Origin of the sequence: Bacillus sp. SD075 (genome assembly GCF_017355165.1) — a bacterium.
In the GTDB taxonomy this organism is placed as follows: Bacteria; Bacillota; Bacilli; order Bacillales; family DSM-1321; genus Peribacillus.
In genome coordinates this window covers 207,352-229,944 of sequence record NZ_JADILK010000001.1, presented here as the reverse complement: position 1 = coordinate 229,944, position 22,593 = coordinate 207,352, and the positions used below count along the sequence as shown (strand labels likewise).

The following is a 22,593-nucleotide window of genomic DNA, read 5'->3' as shown; positions in this document are numbered from 1 at the left end:
ATAATACAACGTATGAGCGACTTGTCCAGACTATGACGGAGAAAATAATTTCTTTCTGCACACCCCTGAAAAAAATTTTTCCAATGAAAAATCCACCGGAAACTTATGAATTTCCAAGGAGATTCGGGCATCGATTCAGAAAATCGAATAATTGAGATTGATATTGTTCCCCTAAATTTGTTATAATAAAGTGGTTTTAACATTATTGAGGGGGAACATTTTTTTATGTCAATCGAAATAGGCAGCAAAGTACAAGGTAAAGTAACAGGTATCACTAATTTTGGAGCATTCGTAGAATTACCAGGAGGCTCAACAGGTCTTGTGCATATCAGTGAGGTAGCAGATAGCTATGTAAAAGACGTAAATGACCATCTTAAAGTAGGCGACCAAATTGAAGTAAAAGTGATTAGTGAGAAAGACGGAAAAACTGCCTTGTCCATCAAAAAGGCTATAGATAAACCCGAAGGGCAAACCTCTTCTTATACCAAACGCCCACCACGCCAAGGGGATAGCCGTTCTAAAGATTTTCGTTCAAAAGGTAATTTCCAACCAAAGGAAAATTTCGAAGATAAAATGGTTCGCTTTTTAAAGACTAGTGAAGAAAATTTATCGACTCTTAAACGCAGCACCGAATCAAAACGCGGCGGCAGAGGCGGAAGACGCGGATAACCCGCTGGATTTTAGCATATTGAACAGGCAAGCCAATATATGGCTTGCCTATTTTATTTACATGGAGTTCCGCGCGCAAAAAAAAGCGGGGGCATCAAATGCTCCCCGCTTCTTGATATGGAATATGGATTTACCGCACGCTAAAGAATTTTTTCAACTTGGATATGAAGCCCTTTGGTTCGCTGCCAATTGGAGTCAAGGGAACAGATTCACCAAGGATCCTTCTGGCAATGTTCCGATAGGCAATCGAAACTCTATTGTCCGGATTATAGGCAATGGGTTCCTTTTTATTCGCTGCCACTATGACTTGGTCATCATCAGGAATGACGCCGATCAAATCGATCTTAAGAAAATCGGCAACTCCATCGATATCCATTTCTTCATCCTCATGAAGCAAATGGCCTCGTATCCGGTTAATGATCAATTGAGGCGGTTCAATATGCTCTTCTTTTTCAAGCAGGCCAATAATACGGTCAGCATCCCTGACAGCCGGTCTCTCTGCAGTCGTAACGATGATCGCCTTGTCTGCCCCAGCTATGGCATTCCTGAAGCCCTGTTCAATGCCTGCAGGGCAATCAATGAGGATATAATCATAGTCAGGCTTCATATCGCTTATGAGTTTCCTCATCTGCTCTTCATTCACCACTGATTTATCACTGTTTTGTGGAGCTGGAAGCAGATATAGCAAATCCTCGAAATGTTTATCTTTTATAAGCGCCTGGTGTATCTTACAGCGCCCTTCGACCACATCGACCAAATCATAGATGATGCGATTCTCCAATCCCATGATCACATCCAAATTCCGAAGACCAATATCCGTATCAATCAAGCAAACCTTTTTGCCTAGAAGAGCTAAAGATGTTCCTAAATTGGCGGAGGTGGTCGTTTTCCCGACACCACCCTTACCGGATGTTATAACTATTGCCTCTCCCACGATTAGAGACCCCCTTCTAATCTATTTAAATTAGGTCTATACTTCTTTAAGACTTGCAGTTTTTCTATTATGATATTTTCTTCTTCATCCATGAAGGCACATTCCAGGTCATGTCCCCATTTCGTATATTGGTCAGGAGATAAATTCACTTGTCCGGCAATGCGCAGCTGTGCAGGCTTCATGACAGAGGCAGCAATAATGGCCTCATTATTCCCTTTATATCCCGCATGGGCTATTCCCTTGAGCTGTCCCATGATATATATGTTGCCACCCGCACGAACCGTTCCGTCGGGATTGACATCCCCAATTAGCAGTAAGTCTCCGGGAACTTCAAACACCTGTCCCGACCTTATCACCTTGGTCACGGTCGTCACTTGGTTCTCATCTTTCCAATGTGTCGCTTCTTCCTTCGTCAGGACATTCGAAATCATCTCATCTACGAAAAGCTTCTTCTTCTTATGGATGACCTCTTTAATCTGTTCTTCTTGTTGTTCATCAAGATAGCGGTTCCCTGTATGTACTTTTACGGAAATGGACGGGTCATTTTCTTGAAACTGATAGTTTGCCGAAAGCTTCACTTCTAACTCTTTCAATAATTCGGAAAATGAGCAAGAATCATCGAGATGAAGCATAAACCCGTCTTTTGTTCCCTTAATCATGACATTTTGCTGAATTCTTTTATTCATGACGTTTGTTTCACCTCAATGAAATATAATTCGACATAGGAAAACAAATTTCCTTTTTCTACGTACACGGAAAAGAGAAAATACATTTCTCACCTGCTTCTTAAGACACAGGAACGTTATTCCGTTTCACCTTGCAAATCAAACTTTTCGATCATTCTCTTTAAAGGATAGCAGCTGATAATAATGAATGCGAGATTCAATAATAATGTCGGAATCAATCTCCGTTCCACAAATTCACCAAATCCCATATCTGCAAATGATAGTATGATATTCATCTGAAAGATGACAACCTCTAAAACTGCCGTGAATAAAAGCGCAGTAAGGCAGGCAATCAATATATTATTTTGCAGGATTTTCATGCTTTTCGATATCAGATAGGCAAGAAAGGGCAGCAGGAACATGTATATCCCAAGGATTTCCGTATATACAACATCATAGGTCAACCCAAGAATCGCCCCATAAAGCATACCCATTTTCCTGGATCCGTACATGGTCAGGAAAAAAACGAAAATCATCATGAAATGGGGCACGAGGATGTTATCGGCCCCGAATGAATCGCCAGCGAACATCTGGGCGAAGATGCTTTCAAAAACAAAAAAAACCAGGGCTATAAAAGAAAGGATGAAATATCTCACTCAGCTTCATCCTCCCCTTCATTTTCTTTCGGTACACCGTCCACTTCGCGCTGAACGACCATAACATTATTAATATCATAAAAATCCGTCGAAGGTTCAATATATGCGGTCTGGTTCAATCCATATTGATCCACTTTGACATCGACAACTTTCCCGATCAGCAGACCCTTCGGAAAGATTCCCCCATAACCGGATGTGATGACCAATGAATTTTTCTTGATCTTTTTATCATATGGAATCCGTTTCATCAGCAACAGGTTCTTCTTATCATCGAATCCTTCAATCAAGCCATAGGCTTTATCATCACCTTGAACGATCGCCGAGACACGGTTGGCTTTATCGATCGAACTTAAAAGCTGAACCGAGGCCGTGAAATCCGTCGCTGATTTCACCTTACCGACTAATCCATTGGACGTGATGACAGCCATGTTTTTTTCTACCCCATTACGCTTCCCTTTATTAATCGTCAGCATTTCATGCCAGCGGTCGGGATTACGTCCAATGACCGTCGCCTGAGTGGGCGAATACTTCCTTAGGTCATCTTCTTTTTTGAGGTTATCGCGAAGTTCTTCGTTTTCTTCCTTTAAATCTTGGACTTGGGTTTTCAATAATACATATTCATCTAAGCGGGCTTTCAATTTTCTGTTTTCATCGTATGTATGTTGAAGGTCTTTTAAGCCCCCTACAAAACCTGTTATACCCGATACCGGCTTATTAAACACATTTCCGACCCAGCCTGTCGTATCTTTCAGGAATTGCTCCGGCCAGGTCAACTCTTCTCTCTCCCTTAATGAAAAACCGATCAATGCCACGAGAACGATAATACTAACGAGCAAGAGAAGGAGCTTTTTATTAAAAAACTGTGGCATGGTGATTACACCTCTATCTAAATTCTAAAATTCACTTTATGGTCTTAAAATTACACGATGGATTTAATTAAACAGCAAAACATAAGAAAAACCGGCTCAAAATTGCACCTTTTGTTGAGCCGGCCCTATTTGAGAAGTAATGCTTATCGCGAATCTCTTGATTTAGTCTTGAATAAATGAATGTGGTCCAGCGCTTTTCCCGTTCCGATTGCAACACAATCCAGCGGATTTTCAGCGATGATCACCGGCATTTGCGTTTCTTCACTGATGACTTTATCCAAATTGCGCAGCAAAGCACCCCCGCCTGTCAGTACAATGCCTCTGTCCATGATGTCAGCGGCTAATTCAGGCGGTGTTTTCTCTAAAGTGTTTTTCACGGAATCCACAATGGCAGAAACTGTGTCGCTTAATGCTTTGGATATTTCCTCAGCTGTAATTTCGATCGTTTTCGGTAATCCAGTCAATAGGTCACGGCCGCGAATTTCCATGTTTTCTACGCCTTCCGTATCTCCAGCAGAACCAATTTCCATTTTGATCGCTTCGGCAGTACGCTCACCGATCATCAAATTGTAGTTCTTACGGATGTATACGATGATGGCATCATCCATTTCGTCACCTGCAATACGAATCGATTGGCTCGTAACGATGCCGCCAAGGGAAATGATTGCCACTTCCGTCGTTCCTCCTCCGATATCAACGACCATGCTGCCTGTAGGCTCCCAAACAGGAAGGTCCGCACCGATCGCTGCTGCAAACGGTTCTTCGATAGGATATGCGTCACGGGCTCCAGCTTGTCTAGCTGCATCAATGACTGCACGCTGCTCAACTGCCGTAATTCCAGAAGGCACACAAATCATGACATATGGCTTGTTGCCGAATACGCCCTTCTTTTGGGCTTCCTTCATATAGTATTTCATCATGGTAGCCGTCGTTTCATAATCGGCAATTACCCCATCCTTCATCGGGCGAAGGGCAACCACGTTACCAGGTGTACGGCCGATCATGTTTTTCGCATCGTTTCCGACTGCAACGATTTGCTTTGTATCTGTTTGCACAGCTACAACCGATGGTTCACGTACTGCAATCCCTTTTCCTTTCACATAAACAAGCGTATTCGCCGTTCCCAAATCAATCCCTATATCTCTAGCTCCAATTCCAAACATTATGGTATCTCCCTTTCGTAAACAAAAATGCCTTTTTTTATAAGTTCAAATAATAATTTGTCGTTTTTTGACAATAAGAGTTTTGAAAAAGTTTCCTCTTTTAAAAATCATAAACAATATTATATCGTATCGTCAAAAATTTTGATAGTGTCATAAATAACCTTTTTCCTTCAAGCTAACATATTTAAGCTCCCCGATGATGATATGATCCAATACTTCAATCCCGATTATTTTACCACATTCGACTAACCTTTTCGTCACTTCAATATCTTCTCTGCTGGGAGAGGGGTCTCCGGAGGGGTGGTTATGAAGACAGATGATAGAGGCAGCGGACCTTTTGAAAGCCTCTTTAAAGACTTCGCGCGGATGCACGATCGAGGCATTGAGGCTCCCGATGAATACCGTAGTTTTTTGAAGCACTTGATTTTTCGTATTTAAATAGAGACAGACGAAATGTTCCTGTGATAAAAACCGCATTTCTTCCATGCAATAATTGGCCCCATCTTCAGGAGATCGAATCACATAACGGTCTTGATCGTTCAAATTGTTAATTCTCCTGCCAAGTTCGACAGAGGCTAGGATTTGAATCGCTTTTGCTTCGCCAATGCCTTTAATAAGGGTCAGTTCTTCCACTGAGGCTTCTTTTAGCAGGCGCAGGCCCTTGAAGGAATTGATGAGCCTGCCGGATAGTTGCAGGACTGATTCTTCCCTTGACCCCGTCCTCAATAGCAAAGCGATCAATTCCTGATTGGAGAGGCTTTGCGGTCCGTCCTGCAGAAACCTTTCGCGCGGCCTCTCTTCTTTCGGGTAATCCCGAATTAACATTTTTTCACTCAAAAGATCAACCCTTCCTTAGAAAAGGGAAGATGCCAGAGGAAATCAGATTATCCTAACTCTTCCTGCATCGCTTTAAGTTCCCGGGCCAGTCTTGAGACCGGAAGCCCGACGACTGAGAAATAGTCCCCTTTGATTTGTTCGACAAGAAGAGACCCGTATCCTTGAATCCCATAGCTGCCGGCTTTGTCAAAAGGTTCCCCGCTATCCAGATAACGTTCGATTTCAGCTTCTGGCAGCTCCCAAAATGTCACTTCCGTTATTTCTGCGAATACTCTGCGATGCTTGCCGAATAGGATGGCGACACCTGTATATACTTCATGTGTCCGTCCTGATAACATGTCCAGCATTCTTTTTCCATCCGCCCGGCTTGTCGGCTTACCCAATATCTCACCATCAAGGACAACAACGGTATCCGAGCCGATTACCCAGCTATCCTGAAATTTTGCTGCGATGGCTTCCGCTTTACGGGAGGCCAGTTCTTTCACCGCTGCATCAGGACACATGTTTTCATCAATACTTTCATCGACATTGGAATTCATGCTTTCAAAGGGGATTTGAAGGATTTGTAGAAGTTCTTTACGACGTGGTGATGAAGAAGCTAAAATCAATGGATGCATCATATAAAAGTCACCTTTCTTTACATAGGGAGATACATATCTATCCTATCAAATTATGATGCAATCCACAATTATTGTTTACTAGGAATCGACAAATGCCTGTAAATATTTCCCGGAAAATAAAAAAGGTGTCACAAGTGATTTTATATTGGGGAGCTTGCCCCATTAGGCAGCCCCCCTTTTTTTCTCTACTTAACTCGATCTTTTTTGGAAATTCAATAAAAAATCAAGAAGACTTTCTTGAGCCTGGAATAGCTTTTCTTCATTTTTGGAAGTCTCATATTCATCAATCGACTTAGCTGCAGCAGTCAGGTCATCGTTCATATTCGAAAACTCCGGCGATAATTTCACCGCCTTCAGTTCATCCATGTTTTTTTTCAGGGCTTCTTCGCTTACCGTCCCTTCCTTTCCACGAAGCTTCGTTGCGGATTTTTCGGCCAACGAAGCATATACTGCCTTCATCTTTTCGAGGATTTTCTCATCTTCTTGGCTTGTCCCAGCAGCTTCAAAATTGATTTCCTTCCAATATACGTCCACATCATAGGACTTTAAGAACAAGGCCAGTTCCTTACTTGCAGCTAGACTCTCCGCCGATCCCAAGAATAGATAATAGCTGTCTTCCATTTTGAAAATTTCAGCAGGAACCTGCTTTTCAATGATTTTCTTTTGTATTTGCCTTGCCGCATCCTCGCTGCTGAATACTCCTCCCTGTACAAGGAATGTCTTCAGCCGGTTTCCTGGTTCAGTCACTGCCGCTTTTTTATCCTCAACAGTGGCTTCCATTGGAATCGAGGTCTCGACCGAAGATACTTCGGCTTTTTCCTTCGTTATCATTTTAACGGCTATCAAGCCAAGAATCGATCCAAAAAAAACAGCACAAATGACAGCGATCATGAATGTCTTGATCGGTCTTTTATCCAAACTTTTCAGCGAACTGGTACCAAAACCGATGAGCTTAGGCATTTTCTTCTTAGGCGGCGTGGGAACCAATACGATTTTGTTTTCGTTTGAATCCTCGGGGAGTATCCATTCGAAACTCTCATCTGTGTGTTCCTGTTCCTTACTCGCCGCCTCTTGACTTTCAATCTTTTTATCGGCAAATACTTTTTCTTCCCCATTTATTTTAATCGTTACACCCTTGCTTTGTTCCGGCTTGCCCAATTTTTTTCCTCCCCTCCAGATCATTTTTTTCATCCTAACATAGAGGTAAAAAAAAATAACAAGACTTTTGTCGTCTTGTCATTAATAGGTTTCGTCAAATTTCTCTATTCATATATGGATTGCCAAAAAGGGATTCCAGGTACTGGTACTTCTGGTTCATGAACGATTCAATATCCCCCCTCACCAAATGCATGCATTCCTCTTTCCTGTCATCTTCACTTACGGCCAATAAGGAATCGTTCCCTACTGCGCTGTAGTTCAGGTGATTTGTGACAAATTCCTCTTGGATTAGGATGGTCCTTTAAGCTCATCTTAATAAAGTTACATACCAATGTAAAAGGGAATCGCCCCAAAAATAAGCCGTCAATGTCCCAAAAACGATATACGGTCCGAAAGGAATAAGTGTTTTCTTTTTTAGGATTCCGGTCAGCAACCCGATGATGCCAAGGAATGCCCCATAAAGGCACGCAAAAAGTAACGACAGCAGCACCATCTTCATTCCCAGTACAAAGCCAATCACTGCAAAAAGCTTGATATCACCGCCACCCATGCCACCCTTACTCACGACAGCGATTAATAACAGCAGGCTAAAGCCTACCGCTGCCCCGAAAATTGAATCCCACCAGGGCGACAGGGGAAATGAGGCTCTTAGAACGATAAAAATCACCGTAAAGAAAAGCAGGATTTTATCAGGTATGAGCATATAGGCGACATCAGTCACGAAGATAATCATGAATAGTGAAATCAATGTCCAGCCAATCAAGAGTTCGTTCGACCAGCCAAGAAATATGGGAGCAGAGGCAAACAAAACACCGGTAAGCATTTCCACTACCGGATAAAGGGGGGAAATCCTTGTTTTACAGCCCCGGCATTTTCCGTCTTGCAACATATAAGAAATAACCGGTATCAACTCGAAGAAAGTCAATGTACGTCCGCAAGAAGGGCAGGCGGAGCGACGATTCGCAAATGAATGACTGGCTGGAACACTTAAACCGACAACGTTAAAGAATGAGCCTAAAATTAAGCCCAAGACAAAGAGATAGATATGGATAACCATCATTTATACAAAGTGCATGAGGATTCGATTGCCTTGCGCTGAAGCCCTAATTTAAAAGTCCCTTCCGCTATGTAATGGAAACTTGGGTTCTTCATGACATTCCTCCTGTCTTTTTATTAATAGATCCTACCATTCATCAGTCATATGGAAACGATATATAAACATATTTTAACAAAAATATTTGGCGGTTTGTTATCCATCCCTCTATTAGAGTTTTTTCTTTTCAAGAGACTTCGTTGAAAGATAAAGGACCTTTGAAAAGATCCTTTATCAGGTCACTGATTTAGTTGATCATTCACTAGTTCTCTCCGCATAATAGAAATCCACAAGTAAAGGGACGTCCCTTTATTCTTCTTCTCTGATCAGGAACTCCCTCACAAGTGATAGGAAATGAAGGGACCCTGTGATGATAAGAATCTCTTTTTCCCCCGTTTTCCTTCTGCCCTCCGTTATCGCTGCCTGCCAATCCTTGTTTATCCTTTTATTCGGATGATTGCATTTTTCATAAAGCGTTTTCGCATCCGCCGCCCGTTCATGGTCGAATTCGGTAACGATGATTTCCACCGCTTCCATTTCCAGTCCATGAAGCATCTCGGAATAATTTTTATCTTTAAATGAACTGAATACGAACCGGTACTTATAGCCGGGGTAATGCCATTTTAACGTTTCCTTCAGTACGTCCATGCCGGCAGGATTATGGGCACCATCAATGATCACCAACGGCTCATCCGATATTTTTTCAAAGCGGCCATCCCATTTCGCTTCCCCTATTCCTTTAAGTATGCTTTTTTCGTCGATATTTTCCATTCCTAGGGTGACAGCAGCAATGGCCAGTGCCGCATTCTCCATTTGATGACGGCCTAACATCCGCATTTCCACATTTTCGATGGACCTGTCGGCAAGGTGAAAGGAGAAACTTTGCCCACGTTCACTTTGCTTTATTTTTCCCACATGGAAGTCTTTACCTAATTGGTAATACGGTACGCCTAATGCTGATGCTTTTTCTTCGATTACTTTTGCTGGTCCCCGGCCTGTGACTCCGCTGATGATCGGCGCACCCCTTTTAATGATGCCCGCCTTCTCAAAAGCAATCTCCCCAAGAGTGTTACCCAGGATGTTCGTATGTTCCAAAGAAATCGAGGTAATGATCGAAAGTAACGGCTGAATGACATTCGTTGTATCAAGCCTGCCTCCCAAACCGGTTTCCATCAAAACCAAATCCACTTCATTTTTGCTAAAATAAAAGAATGCCATCGCAGTCAAAATTTCAAACTGAGTGGGGCCATTCCCCTTACTGTCCATCTCTTGGATGATCGGCCAAAGCTCCCGGAAGACAGCGATGAAATCCTTATCACTGATCTCATCCTCATTTATCTTCAGCTGTTCATTCATCCGCATTAAATAAGGCGAAGTGAAGGAAGCGACCCGGATCCCTTGGGCAAGTAGAATTTCTTTAATATATTGCAGTGTGGATCCTTTCCCGTTGGATCCTGCAATGTGGATATACTTTAGTGCCTTGTGCGGGTCACCTAATCCAGCTAACAATTCTTCCATCCGTGATAGCCCAAAATTCATGCCCAATTGTACTTGGCGCCGTTCAAAAAAATGATTGATTTCTTTCATGGTTGTTACCATTATCGTTGAGCCTCCCCTTTCATTATACCGCTCTTATGCGTTAAGATTATTTTATCAATATATGAACGATTAACCTAGATGAAAGGTAGTGTTTTACCATGAAACCTTCAGATTCCCACTGTTGGATTGTCGTTAACGGCTATTTACAGCATGATAAGTTTTCCAGTTTAGCTTTGTTCATTAAAGAGGCGGCTGAAAGGAAAGATATCACGGCAACCCTTATCCGTAATTCAGATCTCATTCCCATAATCGAAAAAGGAGTGCCACTGATTAAAGGAGCCTTTGATAAACTGCCTGATTTTGTTCTGTTCATGGATAAAGACATTCATTTGGCACGCCATTTGGAATTGCTCGGCATCCCCGTATATAACAGCAGTACAGCGATCGATATTTGCGACAGCAAAGCAAAAACACATCAGGCATTAACCGGGCATGGCATACCGATGCCGAAAACCTTGTTTCCCCCTTTTACATACGAAGGGATTGAAAGGGTCAATATGGATGCTTTTATACAAATCGGCAATGAACTTGGCTATCCTCTTATCGTTAAGGAAGCATACGGTTCTTTTGGGGAACAAGTATATTTAATCCAAACTGAAGATGAGTTACTAAAGACGATTCGTAACCTTGGCCACAAACCATTTATCATCCAGGAATTCATCGAGCACAGTAAAGGCCGGGATATTCGTGTGAATGTCGTGGGCAATCAAGTCATAGCGGCGATGCAACGTCATTCAGAACAAGACTTCCGAGCAAATATGACTGCCGGGGGGCAGGCTGTACCATATATCCCAACCAGTGAAGAAGCACAACTCGCCATCCGATGTGCGCAAATTCTGGGTGCCGACTTCGCTGGCGTCGATTTGTTGTTCGGTGAAGAAGGTCCGCTCTTGTGCGAAGTGAATTCGAATTCGCATTTACTGAATATTTATGAATGTACAGGCATCAACATCGCTGATAGCATGTTCGATTATATCTTGAAAGAATTAGGAAAAGGAAGTGCATCTAATGAAAAAGCAAGCAGGCTGGTTGATTTATAACCGTGACGATGCCTTGAAAAACAAGGGATACATAGACTGGATGCTTGACGAAGCCCGTAAGCTTGATCTTGATTTACACTTTCACTTTCGGGAAGACCTAAGGATCGGTCATCGTTTCAACGAGTTGTACGTGGAACATGAGGCGCAGCCAATTTCATTGCCCAACTTTGCTATCGTCCGGACCATCGACCCTTTTTTCACAAAGCAGCTGGAGCAACTGGGGATTGCTTGCTTTAACTCCGCCTTCGTATCGGAAATCGCGAATGACAAAGCAAAGACGCATCAATATTTGACCTCGCTGGGGATTCCAATGGCCGATACGGTATATTGTAACGGACGGCCGAGTGCCGATGATATGGAGCTCCCTTTCATTGCTAAAGAAACTGGTGGCCGCGGCGGGAAACAAGTATATCTAATCGAGCATGCTGATGATCTTGCCGAACTGAATGATGGAAATTGGTTAGTCCAAAAACCCGGCTTATTCGGAAGGGATATCCGCGTCTTTGTGGTTGGTAAAAAAGTGAAGGCTGCTGTGCTTAGGGAATCCGCTTCCAGTTTCAAAGCAAATTATACGCTGGGAGGATCAGCTTCTCTATATGAGCTGACTGCATCTGAATTAGCCCTTGTTGAAAGAGTAATGGGGTCGTTTGATTTTGGCCTGGTCGGTATCGATTTCATATTTGCCGAAGACGGCAGCCTCATGCTCAACGAAATCGAGGATGTCGTCGGCAGCCGGACATTAAGTGCACTAAGTGATATGAATATCGTATGGGAGTACCTTACATTCATAAAAGAAAGAATATCTTCCTGATTGAATATTTTTCTTGAATAGCATTTGGACACAAAAAAAGGATGAACCAGCTTCAAGCTGGTTCATCCTTTTGTTTTACAGTTGTTTCAGTTCGCTGATCCTGTGGATGACAGAGTCGCGTTTTTCGCTATAGTCTTTTTCCTTGGCACGTTCTTCTTCGATGACGCTTGCCGGCGCCTTTTTAACGAAGCCCTCGTTGCCTAATTTTTTCTGTACGCGCTCAACTTCTTTATTAAGTTTGTCGAGTTCCTTTTCAAGACGTTTCACTTCTTCGTCAATATTGATCAGTCCTGTAAGCGGAAGGATCAGTTCTACGCCAGTTACGACAGCTGTCATGGCTTGAGCAGGTTCTTCGACTTCGATTCCGATCGTCAATTGTTCAGGATTACAGAAACGCTCGATATAGCTGTTGTTTTTCTGCAATGTCCCTAAGATGGACTCATCTTTCGCTTTTAAAATCAAATTGATTTTTTTGCTTAGCGGCGTGTTCACCTCGGCACGGATATTACGGACGGAGCGGATGATTTCAACAAGCAGCTTCATTTCCTCGGCTGCAGCTGTATCTGTCAATCCTTCATTCACTTCCGGCCAGGCGGCAACAGTGATGGACTCACCTTGATGAGGTAGGTTCTGCCAGATTTCTTCAGTAATGAATGGCATGAACGGGTGTAACAACCTCATCGTGTTATCCAATACATAGGCCAAGATCGAACGCGTCGTTTTCTTAGCTGCTTCGTCTTCGCCATATAGCGGAAGCTTAGCCATTTCAATATACCAGTCACAGAAGTCATCCCAAATGAAGTTGTAAAGCACACGGCCCACTTCACCGAACTCATAACGGTCCGCAAGTCTGGTTACGTTTGAAATCGTTTCATTCAAGCGCGTCAAGATCCACTTATCGGCAACAGACTTCTCACCGCTTAAATCGATTTCGTCATAAGTCATGCCATTCATGTTCATCAAAGCAAAACGGGATGCGTTCCATATCTTATTGGAGAAGTTCCAAACCGCTTCCACTTTTTCCGTGCTATAACGAAGGTCTTGGCCAGGTGAGCTTCCCGTAGATAAGAAGTAACGCAGGGAATCGGCACCGTATTGATCGATTACATCCATCGGATCGACACCATTTCCAAGTGATTTACTCATCTTGCGCCCCTGTTCGTCACGAACCAGGCCGTGGATCAGCACATCTTCAAATGGTCGTTCACCCGTGAACTCAAGTGCCTGGAAAATCATCCGCGATACCCAGAAGAAAATGATATCATAGCCTGTCACAAGTGCTCCGGTTGGATAGTAACGTTGGAAATCGACACTGTCCTTGTCAGGCCAGCCCATAGTCGAGAATGGCCATAATGCCGAGCTGAACCATGTATCCAGAACATCTGTATCTTGTTCCCAGTTTTCAGCGTCCGCAGGCTCTTCGTTACCTACATACACTTCACCTGTTTCTTTATGATACCAGGCAGGAATGCGGTGACCCCACCAAAGCTGACGGGAAATGCACCAGTCGCGGATATTTTCCATCCAATGCAGGTACGTTTTTTCGAAACGGTCCGGTACGAAATGCACTTTTTCCTCATCGGTTCCTTTTTGAAGCTCAACGGAGGCATCAGCCAGCGGCTGCATTTTAACGAACCATTGAGTCGAAAGATATGGTTCAACAACAGCACCGCTTCTCTCTGAATGGCCTACTGAGTGAAGGTGATCTTCGATTTTGAAGAGTACTCCTTCTTCCTGAAGGTCCTTGACGATTTGTTTACGGCATTCAAAACGATCCATGCCTTCATATTTACCAGCCTTTTCATTCATCGAGCCGTCTTCATGCATGACAAGGATGCGCTCCAAATCGTGGCGGTTCCCGATTTCGAAGTCATTCGGGTCATGAGCCGGGGTAATTTTTACCGCGCCTGAACCGAATTCCATATCGACATAATCATCACCGACAATCGGGATTTCCCGGCCTGTAATCGGCAAGCGGACCATTTTGCCGATCAAGTGTTTATAACGGTCATCTTCAGGATGTACAGCAACAGCAGTATCGCCAAGCATCGTTTCTGGACGGGTGGTGGCAATTTCAATTTCACCTGATCCGTCAACCAACGGATATTTCATATGGTAAAATGCGCCCTGCACATCTTTGTAAATAACCTCGATATCGGATAACGCCGTCTTCGTTGATGGATCCCAGTTGATGATGTATTCGCCGCGATAAATCAAGCCCTTGTTATAAAGCGAAACGAACACTTCACGCACAGCTTTTGAAAGCCCTTCATCAAGAGTGAAGCGTTCACGTGTATAATCAAGTCCAAGACCCAGCTTTGACCATTGTTCACGGATATGGCTCGCGTATTCCTCTTTCCATTTCCATGTCTCTTCTACGAATTTTTCACGTCCAAGGTCATAACGGCTCACGCCTTCCTCACGAAGTTTCTGTTCTACTTTCGCTTGAGTGGCGATACCGGCATGGTCCATGCCTGGTAACCATAAAACATCATAGCCTTGCATCCTTTTCATGCGTGTCAATATATCTTGAAGTGTCGTGTCCCAAGCGTGGCCAAGATGAAGCTTACCTGTCACGTTAGGCGGCGGGATGACAATCGTATACGGTTCTTTTTTATCGTCACCCGTCGTTTCGAAAAACTTTCCATCAAGCCACCATTTGTAGCGGCCTTTCTCTATCGTCTGCGAATCATATTTAGTCGGCATAGAAATTTGGTTCTCTTCCATATCATTTCCTCCTTTTGGGCATAAAAAAACTTCCATCATCACAAAAGGACGAAGGAAGTTGTTCGCGGTGCCACCTTTTTTCCGAAAAAGAAAAAAATCTCTTTCGGCTCTCAAATCGGATAACGGCTCTTCACCGGCCTTCGCTAGTAAGATGTTCACGAAGACTGCTCGCGGACGACTTCGGATGCTGCTGCCTGGAAACCTCGCACCAATTCGGTTTCCTCTCTGAAAAGTGCATTTCATCTTACTATTTCCGGTCTTTGCATTGATTTATATTCATATGTAAAATCATTGAATGCATATAGTATATAGTACAAAAAATATGGGGCTCCAGTCAATCATCTTTTCGCTTACTTTCTCAGGAACCATCCCATTTCATCCATTCAAGGTCAATTTCTTTATTTTATCCACCTAGAACAATGAATGTGACGGCTTTTTCACCTTTTCCACCACCCACCCATAGAATATAAGAAGTCCTATAAAGGAAGGTAATCATATGAAAAAGCGAAGATATACTCCCTACACTTTACCGCCTTGGATGAAAAGATTCCGCGGGGTCTGCCAGCAGTTCATCGTCCCCTTTATCGTATTCCAAGGATTGCGTACGCTGATTTTCCCGACTTTCTTCGATATGCTCCTGCTAATCGCCTTTATTTTCCTAGCCATGTCTTTATATTTCGAATGGATTTAATTATTCCCTTACAGCAAAAAAAATATACATGACTGGAGATGATCCATTCATGTATATTTAGCTTGGGGGAGGTTGTTCTTCTTTGGCAGCCTCGGCAGCCGCCTTTTTCTGCTGTTCGATTTCTTCGATTTTCATCACCATATATTCAATATTTTTCAGCATCCAAAATTGCCGCTGCAGTTGAGTGACATTATTAAGCTCCGAACGATGGTCCCTGCCATCGGAATAACCCTTCACTAATTCCAATGCTGATCCAGGGAATGCCAGATAACTTTGCATGAGCAGCAATTCATCTTCTTTCAACGGAAAATAACGAAAATAGTTATAGAGCCAGTCAACGCAGTCATCGCATTGGACAGGGTAGGTCCTGGCCGATTTAACGAGAAATGGCAGTAAATCGAAATGCGGCGGTGCCATATTCGAATTCTCGAAATTGATGAAGTATCCATATCCCCGCTCATCATAAACGAAATGCTTCAAGGAAAACTTTCCGTGCGTGACCACGGTTCGGACCTTTTCATTTTCCTTTGTCTGTTCATACCAGGTTTCAAACTTCTTGATCGAGTACTTCAGCGCCTGTGAAATATCATTGTAGAAAGAACAAACCGTCAGTTCGAATGGAGACATATACCACTTCTTTTCACAACTGACAATATACTCATCCATAAATTCCTTCTCGTTATTCCAGGCATCAAGCGTCTGCTCATAATGGGCTTCCCGTTCCTCAATATCCACTTGTATTTCCTTAACGGAAAGTGTATGCATCCGAGCAAGCTCCCTGAACATTTGCTTATGTTTTTCATCACGCTCCCCATCCCTTTCATTATTGAGCCAGGGCATCAGGTAATACAAACGTCCATTATGAAGAACGGCATAACGCTGATCCATCGTTTGAAAAATCGGTACGATCCGATTATAGCCGCGATGGTACAGTTTTTGAACATTTTTGATAAAATCCATGCCGTTCTGCGGTAACATGGATTTCAAGGCAAACGTACCGCGATCACTGTATACTTTCTTTACACGCCCGAAGTCCTCAATATATTGTACATACATGGCATATTCCTTCAATACGGTCTCTGTGTCCCGATCCCGATTGGCATGCTGCTGATTCTCGTTTTCCTTCACGAGACTCACTCACTTTCTCTAAAAAAACTAAACGATCCGATTCCTCTAGCACCTAAAAAACAGGAGCAGACCATATGCTCTGCTCTCTGTCCTGGTCAATTCTTATAGGCAACCGCCTTCGGTATATAGATGACTTGCCCTTCATGGACGTTCTGATTCGATTCCAATTCATTGCTGAAAAGTATCGATTGAACCGTAACATCATATCGTTGAGCCAAGTCATCAAGCGTTTCCCCTTGCTGAACAATGCAGACCTTCATCCTTACCAGTTCTTCTTCTTGTTTCCGTCCGAATAAATCCATGATGGAATGCTGCTTTTCATCTTGATCGGCCGTTTCTTTATCATCACGTTCCGCAGCTTGTTTCCTGCCTTTGAAATTCTTACCCTCCTTAGCCTGAGGCGCAGGTCTTTCCCTCTTTTTGAATAGATCGCTTATGGACGAATTGGATTCCTCTACTTCCTCAACCTTCACATTCTCATTAAGGATAGGACCCGTTGCAACTTCATCTACTTCCTGCCGGATGACATCCTCGGTTTCTAAATTAGAAACGGGGCTATTTTGATGAATGGTTGCATGACTTGGCACTTCTCCTACTTCTTCACCCAATATCACTCTAGGAATCTCCATCTTTTCCATGGAATCCTGCCTGCTCGGTTCTTCCTCCAGTTTCGCCTCACCCATGGAAGGCACCTTTTCCGTGGAGTAAGCCGGATCAACCATCGCTTCTTCCTCTACAGCCTCAACTTCATCCTGCCTATGCACTTCCGTTTCCCACTCCTCCTCTTCAGGATATGGCGAAACGGGAATTTCAAAAACTGGGGCATTATGCTGATCGCTCAAATAAATCGGTTCCTCTTCTTCATCTTCGTTTTCTTCAGAAACTCGTTTTGCCTCTGCAGTAAAAGGAGAGTATAATTCCTCTTCCTCCTCATCACGGAAAACAGGCTGAAAATCCGGGATTGGAGGCACTGCAGCTGCATAAGGAATATATGACTCATTTTCCCCATCCGTTTCTTCCTGTTCCTCTGTTTCCCCAACTTCCTGCTCCGTATCGAACCGTTCTTCCACATATGAATCATTATAGATTCCGGTTATCAAAAGGTCCGCCTGCAATTTCAAACAGTTATGCTCTGGCAGGGCATAATCAAAGCTTTGAATCGAGACATCAACCTCATCCAATGAGGCAATCCGATTATTCGGAATCGTTATATCAACCGGAAAACGGTGTGTGAACTCATTAAGTCCATTGAGGTGCCTCTCGACCTTTTGCACCGCTTTTGGCAAAAAGGTTTGCGAAAACTCCTCTTCTTCACCATTTTGCGAGTCTTTGTATTCACCTCTTAAATCTAACGAGCCTCGTATAAAAACATATTGATCACTTTCTTGAATCGACACATTTGGATCAAGGGAAATGGAATATAGCTCAGCCACTTCCTGTCCCTTCTGGAACCAAACGGATTCTTCTAAAGAAAATCGTAAATACGATTCATTTTCTTGCGACAAGACAACTCCTCCTTTCAGCTTCAGGAAACGGTACCTATACCAATATCAATCTATGAAGGAAGGAAGCTGATTATTCCTTAATTTCATTTGCAACAATCCTGACCTTATATTTCCTGAACCTCTAAAAAGAAGGAGAACCAATTCTTTCAGGCTAAAATTGATACCTACATATATCAATTGCCCTGAAAAAATCTGCATGACGTTTATTCAACCCACCTCCATGTCAATTCGGCCTTCAACGTTTGATTCGCTTCTTCCACGTACTGATTGAATTCAAAAAAACTGGCTACCTTTCTCCAAAAGTTTTTGGAAAAATGGTAGCCAGTTCAAATTGATCATTATCGAATATAGCCGTAATTCATGAAGCCTTGCATCATTTTTTTAATTTTGCAAAAGCCCGTTCTGCCGCTGCAATGGTCTTTTCGATATCTGCATCACTATGTGCAGTGGAAAGGAATAAACCTTCAAACTGTGATGGCGGCAAGTAGATGCCTTGATTCGCCATTTCCCTATAGTAAGAAGCAAAGAATTCTAGATCGGATGTTTTTGCTGTATCATAGTTTACGACTTCTTCATTAGTAAAGAAAAGTCCAATCATGGAACCGGCACGGTTGAAAGTATGGGGAACTCCGTACTTTTCCGCTGCTTCTCCTATTCCTTTTTCGAGCATATCCCCTTTTCGGGTGAACTCATCATAAGATTCTGGAGTCAATTGGCTCAGCGTTTCAAGGCCGGCCGTCATGGCAAGAGGGTTCCCAGACAATGTTCCTGCTTGATAGATTGTCCCACTCGGGGCAATTTGCTCCATGAATTCGCGCTTGCCTCCGAATGCCCCGACAGGCAAGCCGCCGCCAATTACTTTCCCAAGGCAAGTCAGGTCCGGTACGATGCCAAAATAGCCTTGTGCACAATTATAGCCGACACGGAATCCAGTCATAACTTCGTCAAAGATCAATAGCGCTCCGTATTGGGACGTCACTTCACGTAAGCCTTCGAGGAAACCAGGTTGCGGCGGAACCACGCCCATATTACCTGCAACAGGTTCTACGATGATACAGGCGATGTCTTCGCCAAATTGTTCAAACGCATATTGGGTTGCAGCAAGATCATTATAGGCTACGGTAATCGTATTTTTTGCAATGCCTTCCGGTACTCCAGGGCTATCCGGTAAACCTAATGTGGCAACTCCGGAACCCGCTTTGATTAGCAATGAATCCCCATGCCCATGATAGGAACCTTCGAATTTCAGGATTTTATCACGGCCTGTAATGCCTCGTGCCAGCCTTAGTGCACTCATTGTCGCTTCAGTTCCTGAGGATACCATCCGGATCATCTCGATCGAAGGCACCCTTTCAATGACCAGCTTAGCCAATTCATTCTCAATCAGCGTTGAGGTTCCAAAGCTTGTACCGGATTCCGCTACCTTTTTCAATGATTCCACGACACGGTCATTCGTGTGCCCCAAGATTAGCGGTCCCCATGAAAGAACATAATCGATATATTCATTTCCATCGATATCATACATTTTTGAGCCTTTTCCTCGCTCCATGAAAATGGGATCCATGTCCACGGATTTGAAGGCACGTACCGGGCTGTTCACGCCGCCTGGCATCAAATTTTTTGCTTCGGCAAACGCTTTTTTCGATTTTTCATATGACCGCATGATTCAATCCCCTTTATCCATTACAGGTAATATTTTTTATCTTTGATTATCTTCGTTTATCCAGCGCGCTACTTCTTTTGAAAAATATGTAATGATCAAGTCGGAACCTGCACGTTTCAAGCCTGTCAGCATTTCCATCACTATCGCTTTTTCATCAATCCAGCCATTTTCGGCAGCCGCCTTAACCATTGAATATTCACCGCTGACATTATAGGAAACAACCGGAAGATTAAAGTTATTCTTAACGTCCCTTATGATGTCCATGTAGGAAAGGGCTGGTTTCACGATTAGGAAGTCCGCACCTTCAGCAACATCGGATTCAGCTTCACGAAACGCTTCAAGGCGATTGGCGGGATCCATTTGATAAGTTTTCCTGTCGCCAAATTGTGGAGCACCATTCGCAGCATCACGGAATGGGCCGTAAAAAGCCGAAGCATATTTCACCGCATAAGACATGATCGGAATATCTTCATAACCCGCTTCATCCAGACCAACACGGATGGCCGCAACGAAACCGTCCATCATATTGGAAGGGGCAATGATATCAGCACCGGCCTCTGCCTGGCTGATTGCCGTTTTGGCAAGAAGGTCAAGAGAAGCGTCATTGAGGATTTTTTCCCCTTCAACGACCCCGCAATGGCCGTGGCTTGTATACTCACAAAGGCAGGTATCCGCAATGACAATGACTTCAGGATATTGTTTTTTAATCAAGCGGGTTGCCTCTTGCACCAGTCCGTTGTGATGAAATGCCCCTGTGCCTTGTTCGTCTTTATCATGATCAAAAGGGACACCGAATAAAATGACGGATTTAATGCCCAGACTCACGACTTCATCCATTTCGGCTCCCAGGTTATCCATGGATAACTGATAGATGCCTGGCATAGAGTTGATTTCATTTTTCACATTTTCCCCGTCGATGACGAAGATCGGATAGATCAAATCCTCTTTATGCAATAGTGTTTCACGGACTAAAGCCCTCATGCCAGCACTTGCACGCAAGCGGCGGTGGCGATTGAATGGAATGTTTTTCATTTTAAAGTTCCTCCCTTTTTACTTCTTTTCAAAATAAAGCGTATTAACTCCGCAACCATGGCATCCGTCGTATAAACATCTGGACAGACATCGACGGATAGCCCATGTTTTTCCGCTGTTTTAGCAGCAATCGGCCCGATGCATGCGATGATCATCCGGTCTATGTATGTATCCAATTCATGGCGTTTCATGATCTGTAAAAAATGATTGACCGTCGATGAACTCGTAAAGGTTATGATGTCGATTTCATGGTTCCTTATAAGCTGCACCAGTTTTTTTTCACTGCTGCGAGGAAGAACGGTATGATAAATAATCACTTCATCACAGGATGCACCCGACTCATTGATTGCCTCCGCAATAACCGCCCTTGCGAGATTTCCTTTTGCCAGCAACACGCGGGCCCCCGGATCAAGCAGGGCATTGAACTCCGCAACGAACCCTTCGGCAACAAACTGAGCTGGAACAAAATCCGCCTTATATCCATGTCGTCTCAGGGCCGCTTCTGTTTTGGAGCCGATTACGGCTATTTTCGGAAGCTTTAAAGGCGGTTTACCAAGAAGCTTAAAGAAAAAATCCACTCCATTTTGACTGGTCAGAATGATCCAGTCATATGTAAGCAGCTCATTTAACCTTTGTTGCACATCTTCCATATGATCAGGAAGAGTGAACTCAAGCAATGGCACAAGAAGCGGAGTTCCGCCATTTTTCTCGATCGACCCTTTTAAACCATCTGCCTGTCCTTGTCCTCTGGTGATTAATACTTGATAATCCTTAAGAGGTTGAACGGGATTCATTACTGATCAAGCTCTTCTTTTACGCGATCGATCAATTCTTTACCGCCCATTTCGCTAATCTGTTTGGCAGCAGCATGCCCAACCGCCTCGGGGTCAGCTCCCTCAACCATTTCCTTATAAATCACCTTTCCATCCGGGGCAGCGACCAAAGCCGTCAAGGAAACGGATCCATTATCTTTTGCCACCGCAAATCCGGCAATCGGCACCTGGCATCCGCCTTCCATTTTATCCAAAAAGGCCCGTTCCGCTTCAACCGTTCTTTTCGTTTTTTCACAGGTCAATTTCGCAAGTTCCGCCAGCAGATCTTTGTCGTCTTCGCGGCATTCAATGGAAAGTGCTCCCTGGCCAACTGCAGGGATGCAAATATCTTCATCTAAAAATTCCGTTACGATGCCCTTTTCCCAACCCATCCTTGATAGACCGGCTGCTGCTAAAATGATAGCATCATAATCTTCCGTTTCCAGCTTATTCAGACGGGTATCGATATTACCGCGAATCCATTTAATTTCAAGGTCCGGCCTTCTAGCCAAAATTTGGGCGCCACGGCGCAAGCTGCTTGTACCTATGATGGAACCTGGCTTCAGTTCGGAAAGGGTTTCCTGATTCTTTGAAATCAAGGCATCCCGATGGTCCTCCCTCGGTGGTATGCAGCCTATCGTCAAGCCTGAAGGCAGCACTGCAGGCATATCTTTCATACTATGTACTGCCATATCAATTTCTTTATCCAGCATCGCTTGTTCGATTTCTTTAACGAATAAGCCCTTTCCGCCTACCTTGGAAAGTGTTACATCAAGGATTTGATCACCCTTTGTGACAATTTCCTTCACCTCGAACTCGTAAGGGACCCCAAGTTCTTTAAGTTGATCGATTACCCAGTTCGTTTGGGTGATCGCTAATTTACTACGTCTAGAACCGACAATTATTTTTCTCATAGTTTCC

21 protein-coding genes and 1 other annotated feature are annotated in these 22,593 nt (G+C 43.6%); of the genes, 4 read left to right on the top strand and 17 right to left on the bottom strand.

The annotated features are described in order from the left end of the window. Positions 1–225: 225 nt before the first annotated feature. The gene (locus IOC57_RS01080) at positions 226–669 is read left to right on the top strand and encodes a S1 domain-containing RNA-binding protein (RefSeq protein WP_053347157.1); all 444 of its coding nucleotides are present in this window, start codon (positions 226–228) and stop codon (positions 667–669) included. A 130-nt stretch (positions 670–799) separates the two neighbouring features. Here IOC57_RS01080 and minD read toward each other — a convergent pair whose 3' ends face one another. The 10 genes from minD to IOC57_RS01030 all read right to left on the bottom strand — a co-directional run bounded on the left by minD (position 800) and on the right by IOC57_RS01030 (position 10,263). Continuing rightward, a complete protein-coding gene (gene minD, locus IOC57_RS01075; RefSeq protein ID WP_207436979.1) occupies positions 800–1,603 on the bottom strand; it encodes a septum site-determining protein MinD in 804 nt (267 codons plus the stop codon). A gap of 2 nt (positions 1,604–1,605) precedes the next feature. Then, a complete protein-coding gene (gene minC / locus IOC57_RS01070; protein ID WP_207436978.1) occupies positions 1,606–2,289 on the bottom strand; it encodes a septum site-determining protein MinC in 684 nt (227 codons plus the stop codon). Positions 2,290–2,405: 116 nt separating this feature from the next. Next, a complete protein-coding gene (gene mreD / locus IOC57_RS01065) occupies positions 2,406–2,924 on the bottom strand; it encodes a rod shape-determining protein MreD (RefSeq protein WP_207436977.1) in 519 nt (172 codons plus the stop codon). Next, positions 2,921–3,793, bottom strand: coding sequence for a rod shape-determining protein MreC (gene mreC / locus IOC57_RS01060; RefSeq protein ID WP_207436976.1), 873 nt, complete (start codon positions 3,791–3,793; stop codon positions 2,921–2,923). Before mreC ends, mreD begins: the two co-directional genes overlap by 4 nt. Positions 3,794–3,936: 143 nt before the next feature. Beyond that, positions 3,937–4,956, bottom strand: a complete 1,020-nt coding sequence (locus tag IOC57_RS01055; protein WP_034308871.1) for a rod shape-determining protein — start codon at positions 4,954–4,956, stop codon at positions 3,937–3,939. Positions 4,957–5,106: 150 nt separating this feature from the next. Further along, positions 5,107–5,781, bottom strand: coding sequence for a RadC family protein (radC, locus tag IOC57_RS01050; protein ID WP_207437183.1), 675 nt, complete (start codon positions 5,779–5,781; stop codon positions 5,107–5,109). A 59-nt stretch (positions 5,782–5,840) separates the two neighbouring features. Further along, positions 5,841–6,410, bottom strand: a complete 570-nt coding sequence (locus tag IOC57_RS01045) for a Maf family protein (RefSeq protein WP_207437182.1) — start codon at positions 6,408–6,410, stop codon at positions 5,841–5,843. A 192-nt stretch (positions 6,411–6,602) separates the two neighbouring features. Beyond that, on the bottom strand, positions 6,603–7,571 hold the full coding sequence (locus IOC57_RS01040; protein ID WP_207436975.1) for a hypothetical protein: 969 nt from the start codon (positions 7,569–7,571) through the stop codon (positions 6,603–6,605). A 307-nt stretch (positions 7,572–7,878) separates the two neighbouring features. Continuing rightward, entirely contained in the window at positions 7,879–8,631 is a 753-nt protein-coding gene (locus IOC57_RS01035; protein WP_207436974.1) for a prepilin peptidase, read from the bottom strand. A gap of 342 nt (positions 8,632–8,973) precedes the next feature. After that, a complete protein-coding gene (locus tag IOC57_RS01030) occupies positions 8,974–10,263 on the bottom strand; it encodes a bifunctional folylpolyglutamate synthase/dihydrofolate synthase (protein WP_207436973.1) in 1,290 nt (429 codons plus the stop codon). A gap of 98 nt (positions 10,264–10,361) precedes the next feature. On the opposite strand from IOC57_RS01030, the gene IOC57_RS01025 reads away from it, so the two are divergent. Together IOC57_RS01025 and IOC57_RS01020 are read left to right on the top strand one after the other, a co-directional pair. Then, a complete protein-coding gene (locus tag IOC57_RS01025) occupies positions 10,362–11,303 on the top strand; it encodes an ATP-grasp domain-containing protein (protein ID WP_207436972.1) in 942 nt (313 codons plus the stop codon). After that, entirely contained in the window at positions 11,272–12,114 is an 843-nt protein-coding gene (locus IOC57_RS01020) for an ATP-grasp domain-containing protein (RefSeq protein ID WP_207436971.1), read from the top strand. The genes IOC57_RS01025 and IOC57_RS01020 overlap by 32 nt, the downstream gene beginning before the upstream one ends. Before the next feature lie 75 nt (positions 12,115–12,189). Here the strand turns inward: IOC57_RS01020 and IOC57_RS01015 are convergent, their stop codons facing one another. Continuing rightward, positions 12,190–14,841, bottom strand: a complete 2,652-nt coding sequence (locus tag IOC57_RS01015) for a valine--tRNA ligase (protein ID WP_207436970.1) — start codon at positions 14,839–14,841, stop codon at positions 12,190–12,192. Positions 14,842–14,882: 41 nt separating this feature from the next. Next, positions 14,883–15,111: a binding site (T-box leader), on the bottom strand. A 226-nt stretch (positions 15,112–15,337) separates the two neighbouring features. Here IOC57_RS01015 and IOC57_RS01010 point away from each other — a divergent pair. After that, positions 15,338–15,532 (top strand): hypothetical protein, encoded by a 195-nt coding sequence (locus tag IOC57_RS01010; protein ID WP_207436969.1) that lies wholly within the window; start codon positions 15,338–15,340, stop codon positions 15,530–15,532. Between the two features lie 57 nt (positions 15,533–15,589). Here IOC57_RS01010 and ysxE read toward each other — a convergent pair whose 3' ends face one another. From ysxE to hemC, 6 genes are all read right to left on the bottom strand, one after another. Next, entirely contained in the window at positions 15,590–16,660 is a 1,071-nt protein-coding gene (gene ysxE / locus IOC57_RS01005) for a spore coat protein YsxE (protein ID WP_309487653.1), read from the bottom strand. A 95-nt stretch (positions 16,661–16,755) separates the two neighbouring features. Continuing rightward, entirely contained in the window at positions 16,756–18,165 is a 1,410-nt protein-coding gene (gene spoVID / locus IOC57_RS01000) for a stage VI sporulation protein D (RefSeq protein WP_207436968.1), read from the bottom strand. A gap of 373 nt (positions 18,166–18,538) precedes the next feature. Further along, on the bottom strand, positions 18,539–19,828 hold the full coding sequence (hemL, locus tag IOC57_RS00995; RefSeq protein ID WP_207436967.1) for a glutamate-1-semialdehyde 2,1-aminomutase: 1,290 nt from the start codon (positions 19,826–19,828) through the stop codon (positions 18,539–18,541). Between the two features lie 36 nt (positions 19,829–19,864). Then, positions 19,865–20,860 (bottom strand): porphobilinogen synthase, encoded by a 996-nt coding sequence (gene hemB / locus IOC57_RS00990; protein WP_207436966.1) that lies wholly within the window; start codon positions 20,858–20,860, stop codon positions 19,865–19,867. Continuing rightward, positions 20,857–21,654 (bottom strand): uroporphyrinogen-III synthase, encoded by a 798-nt coding sequence (locus tag IOC57_RS00985; RefSeq protein ID WP_207436965.1) that lies wholly within the window; start codon positions 21,652–21,654, stop codon positions 20,857–20,859. The genes hemB and IOC57_RS00985 overlap by 4 nt, the downstream gene beginning before the upstream one ends. Next, positions 21,654–22,586: a hydroxymethylbilane synthase gene (hemC, locus tag IOC57_RS00980; RefSeq protein ID WP_207436964.1), complete on the bottom strand. Its 933-nt coding sequence runs from the start codon at positions 22,584–22,586 to the stop codon at positions 21,654–21,656. The genes IOC57_RS00985 and hemC overlap by 1 nt, the downstream gene beginning before the upstream one ends. Positions 22,587–22,593: the final 7 nt, after the last annotated feature.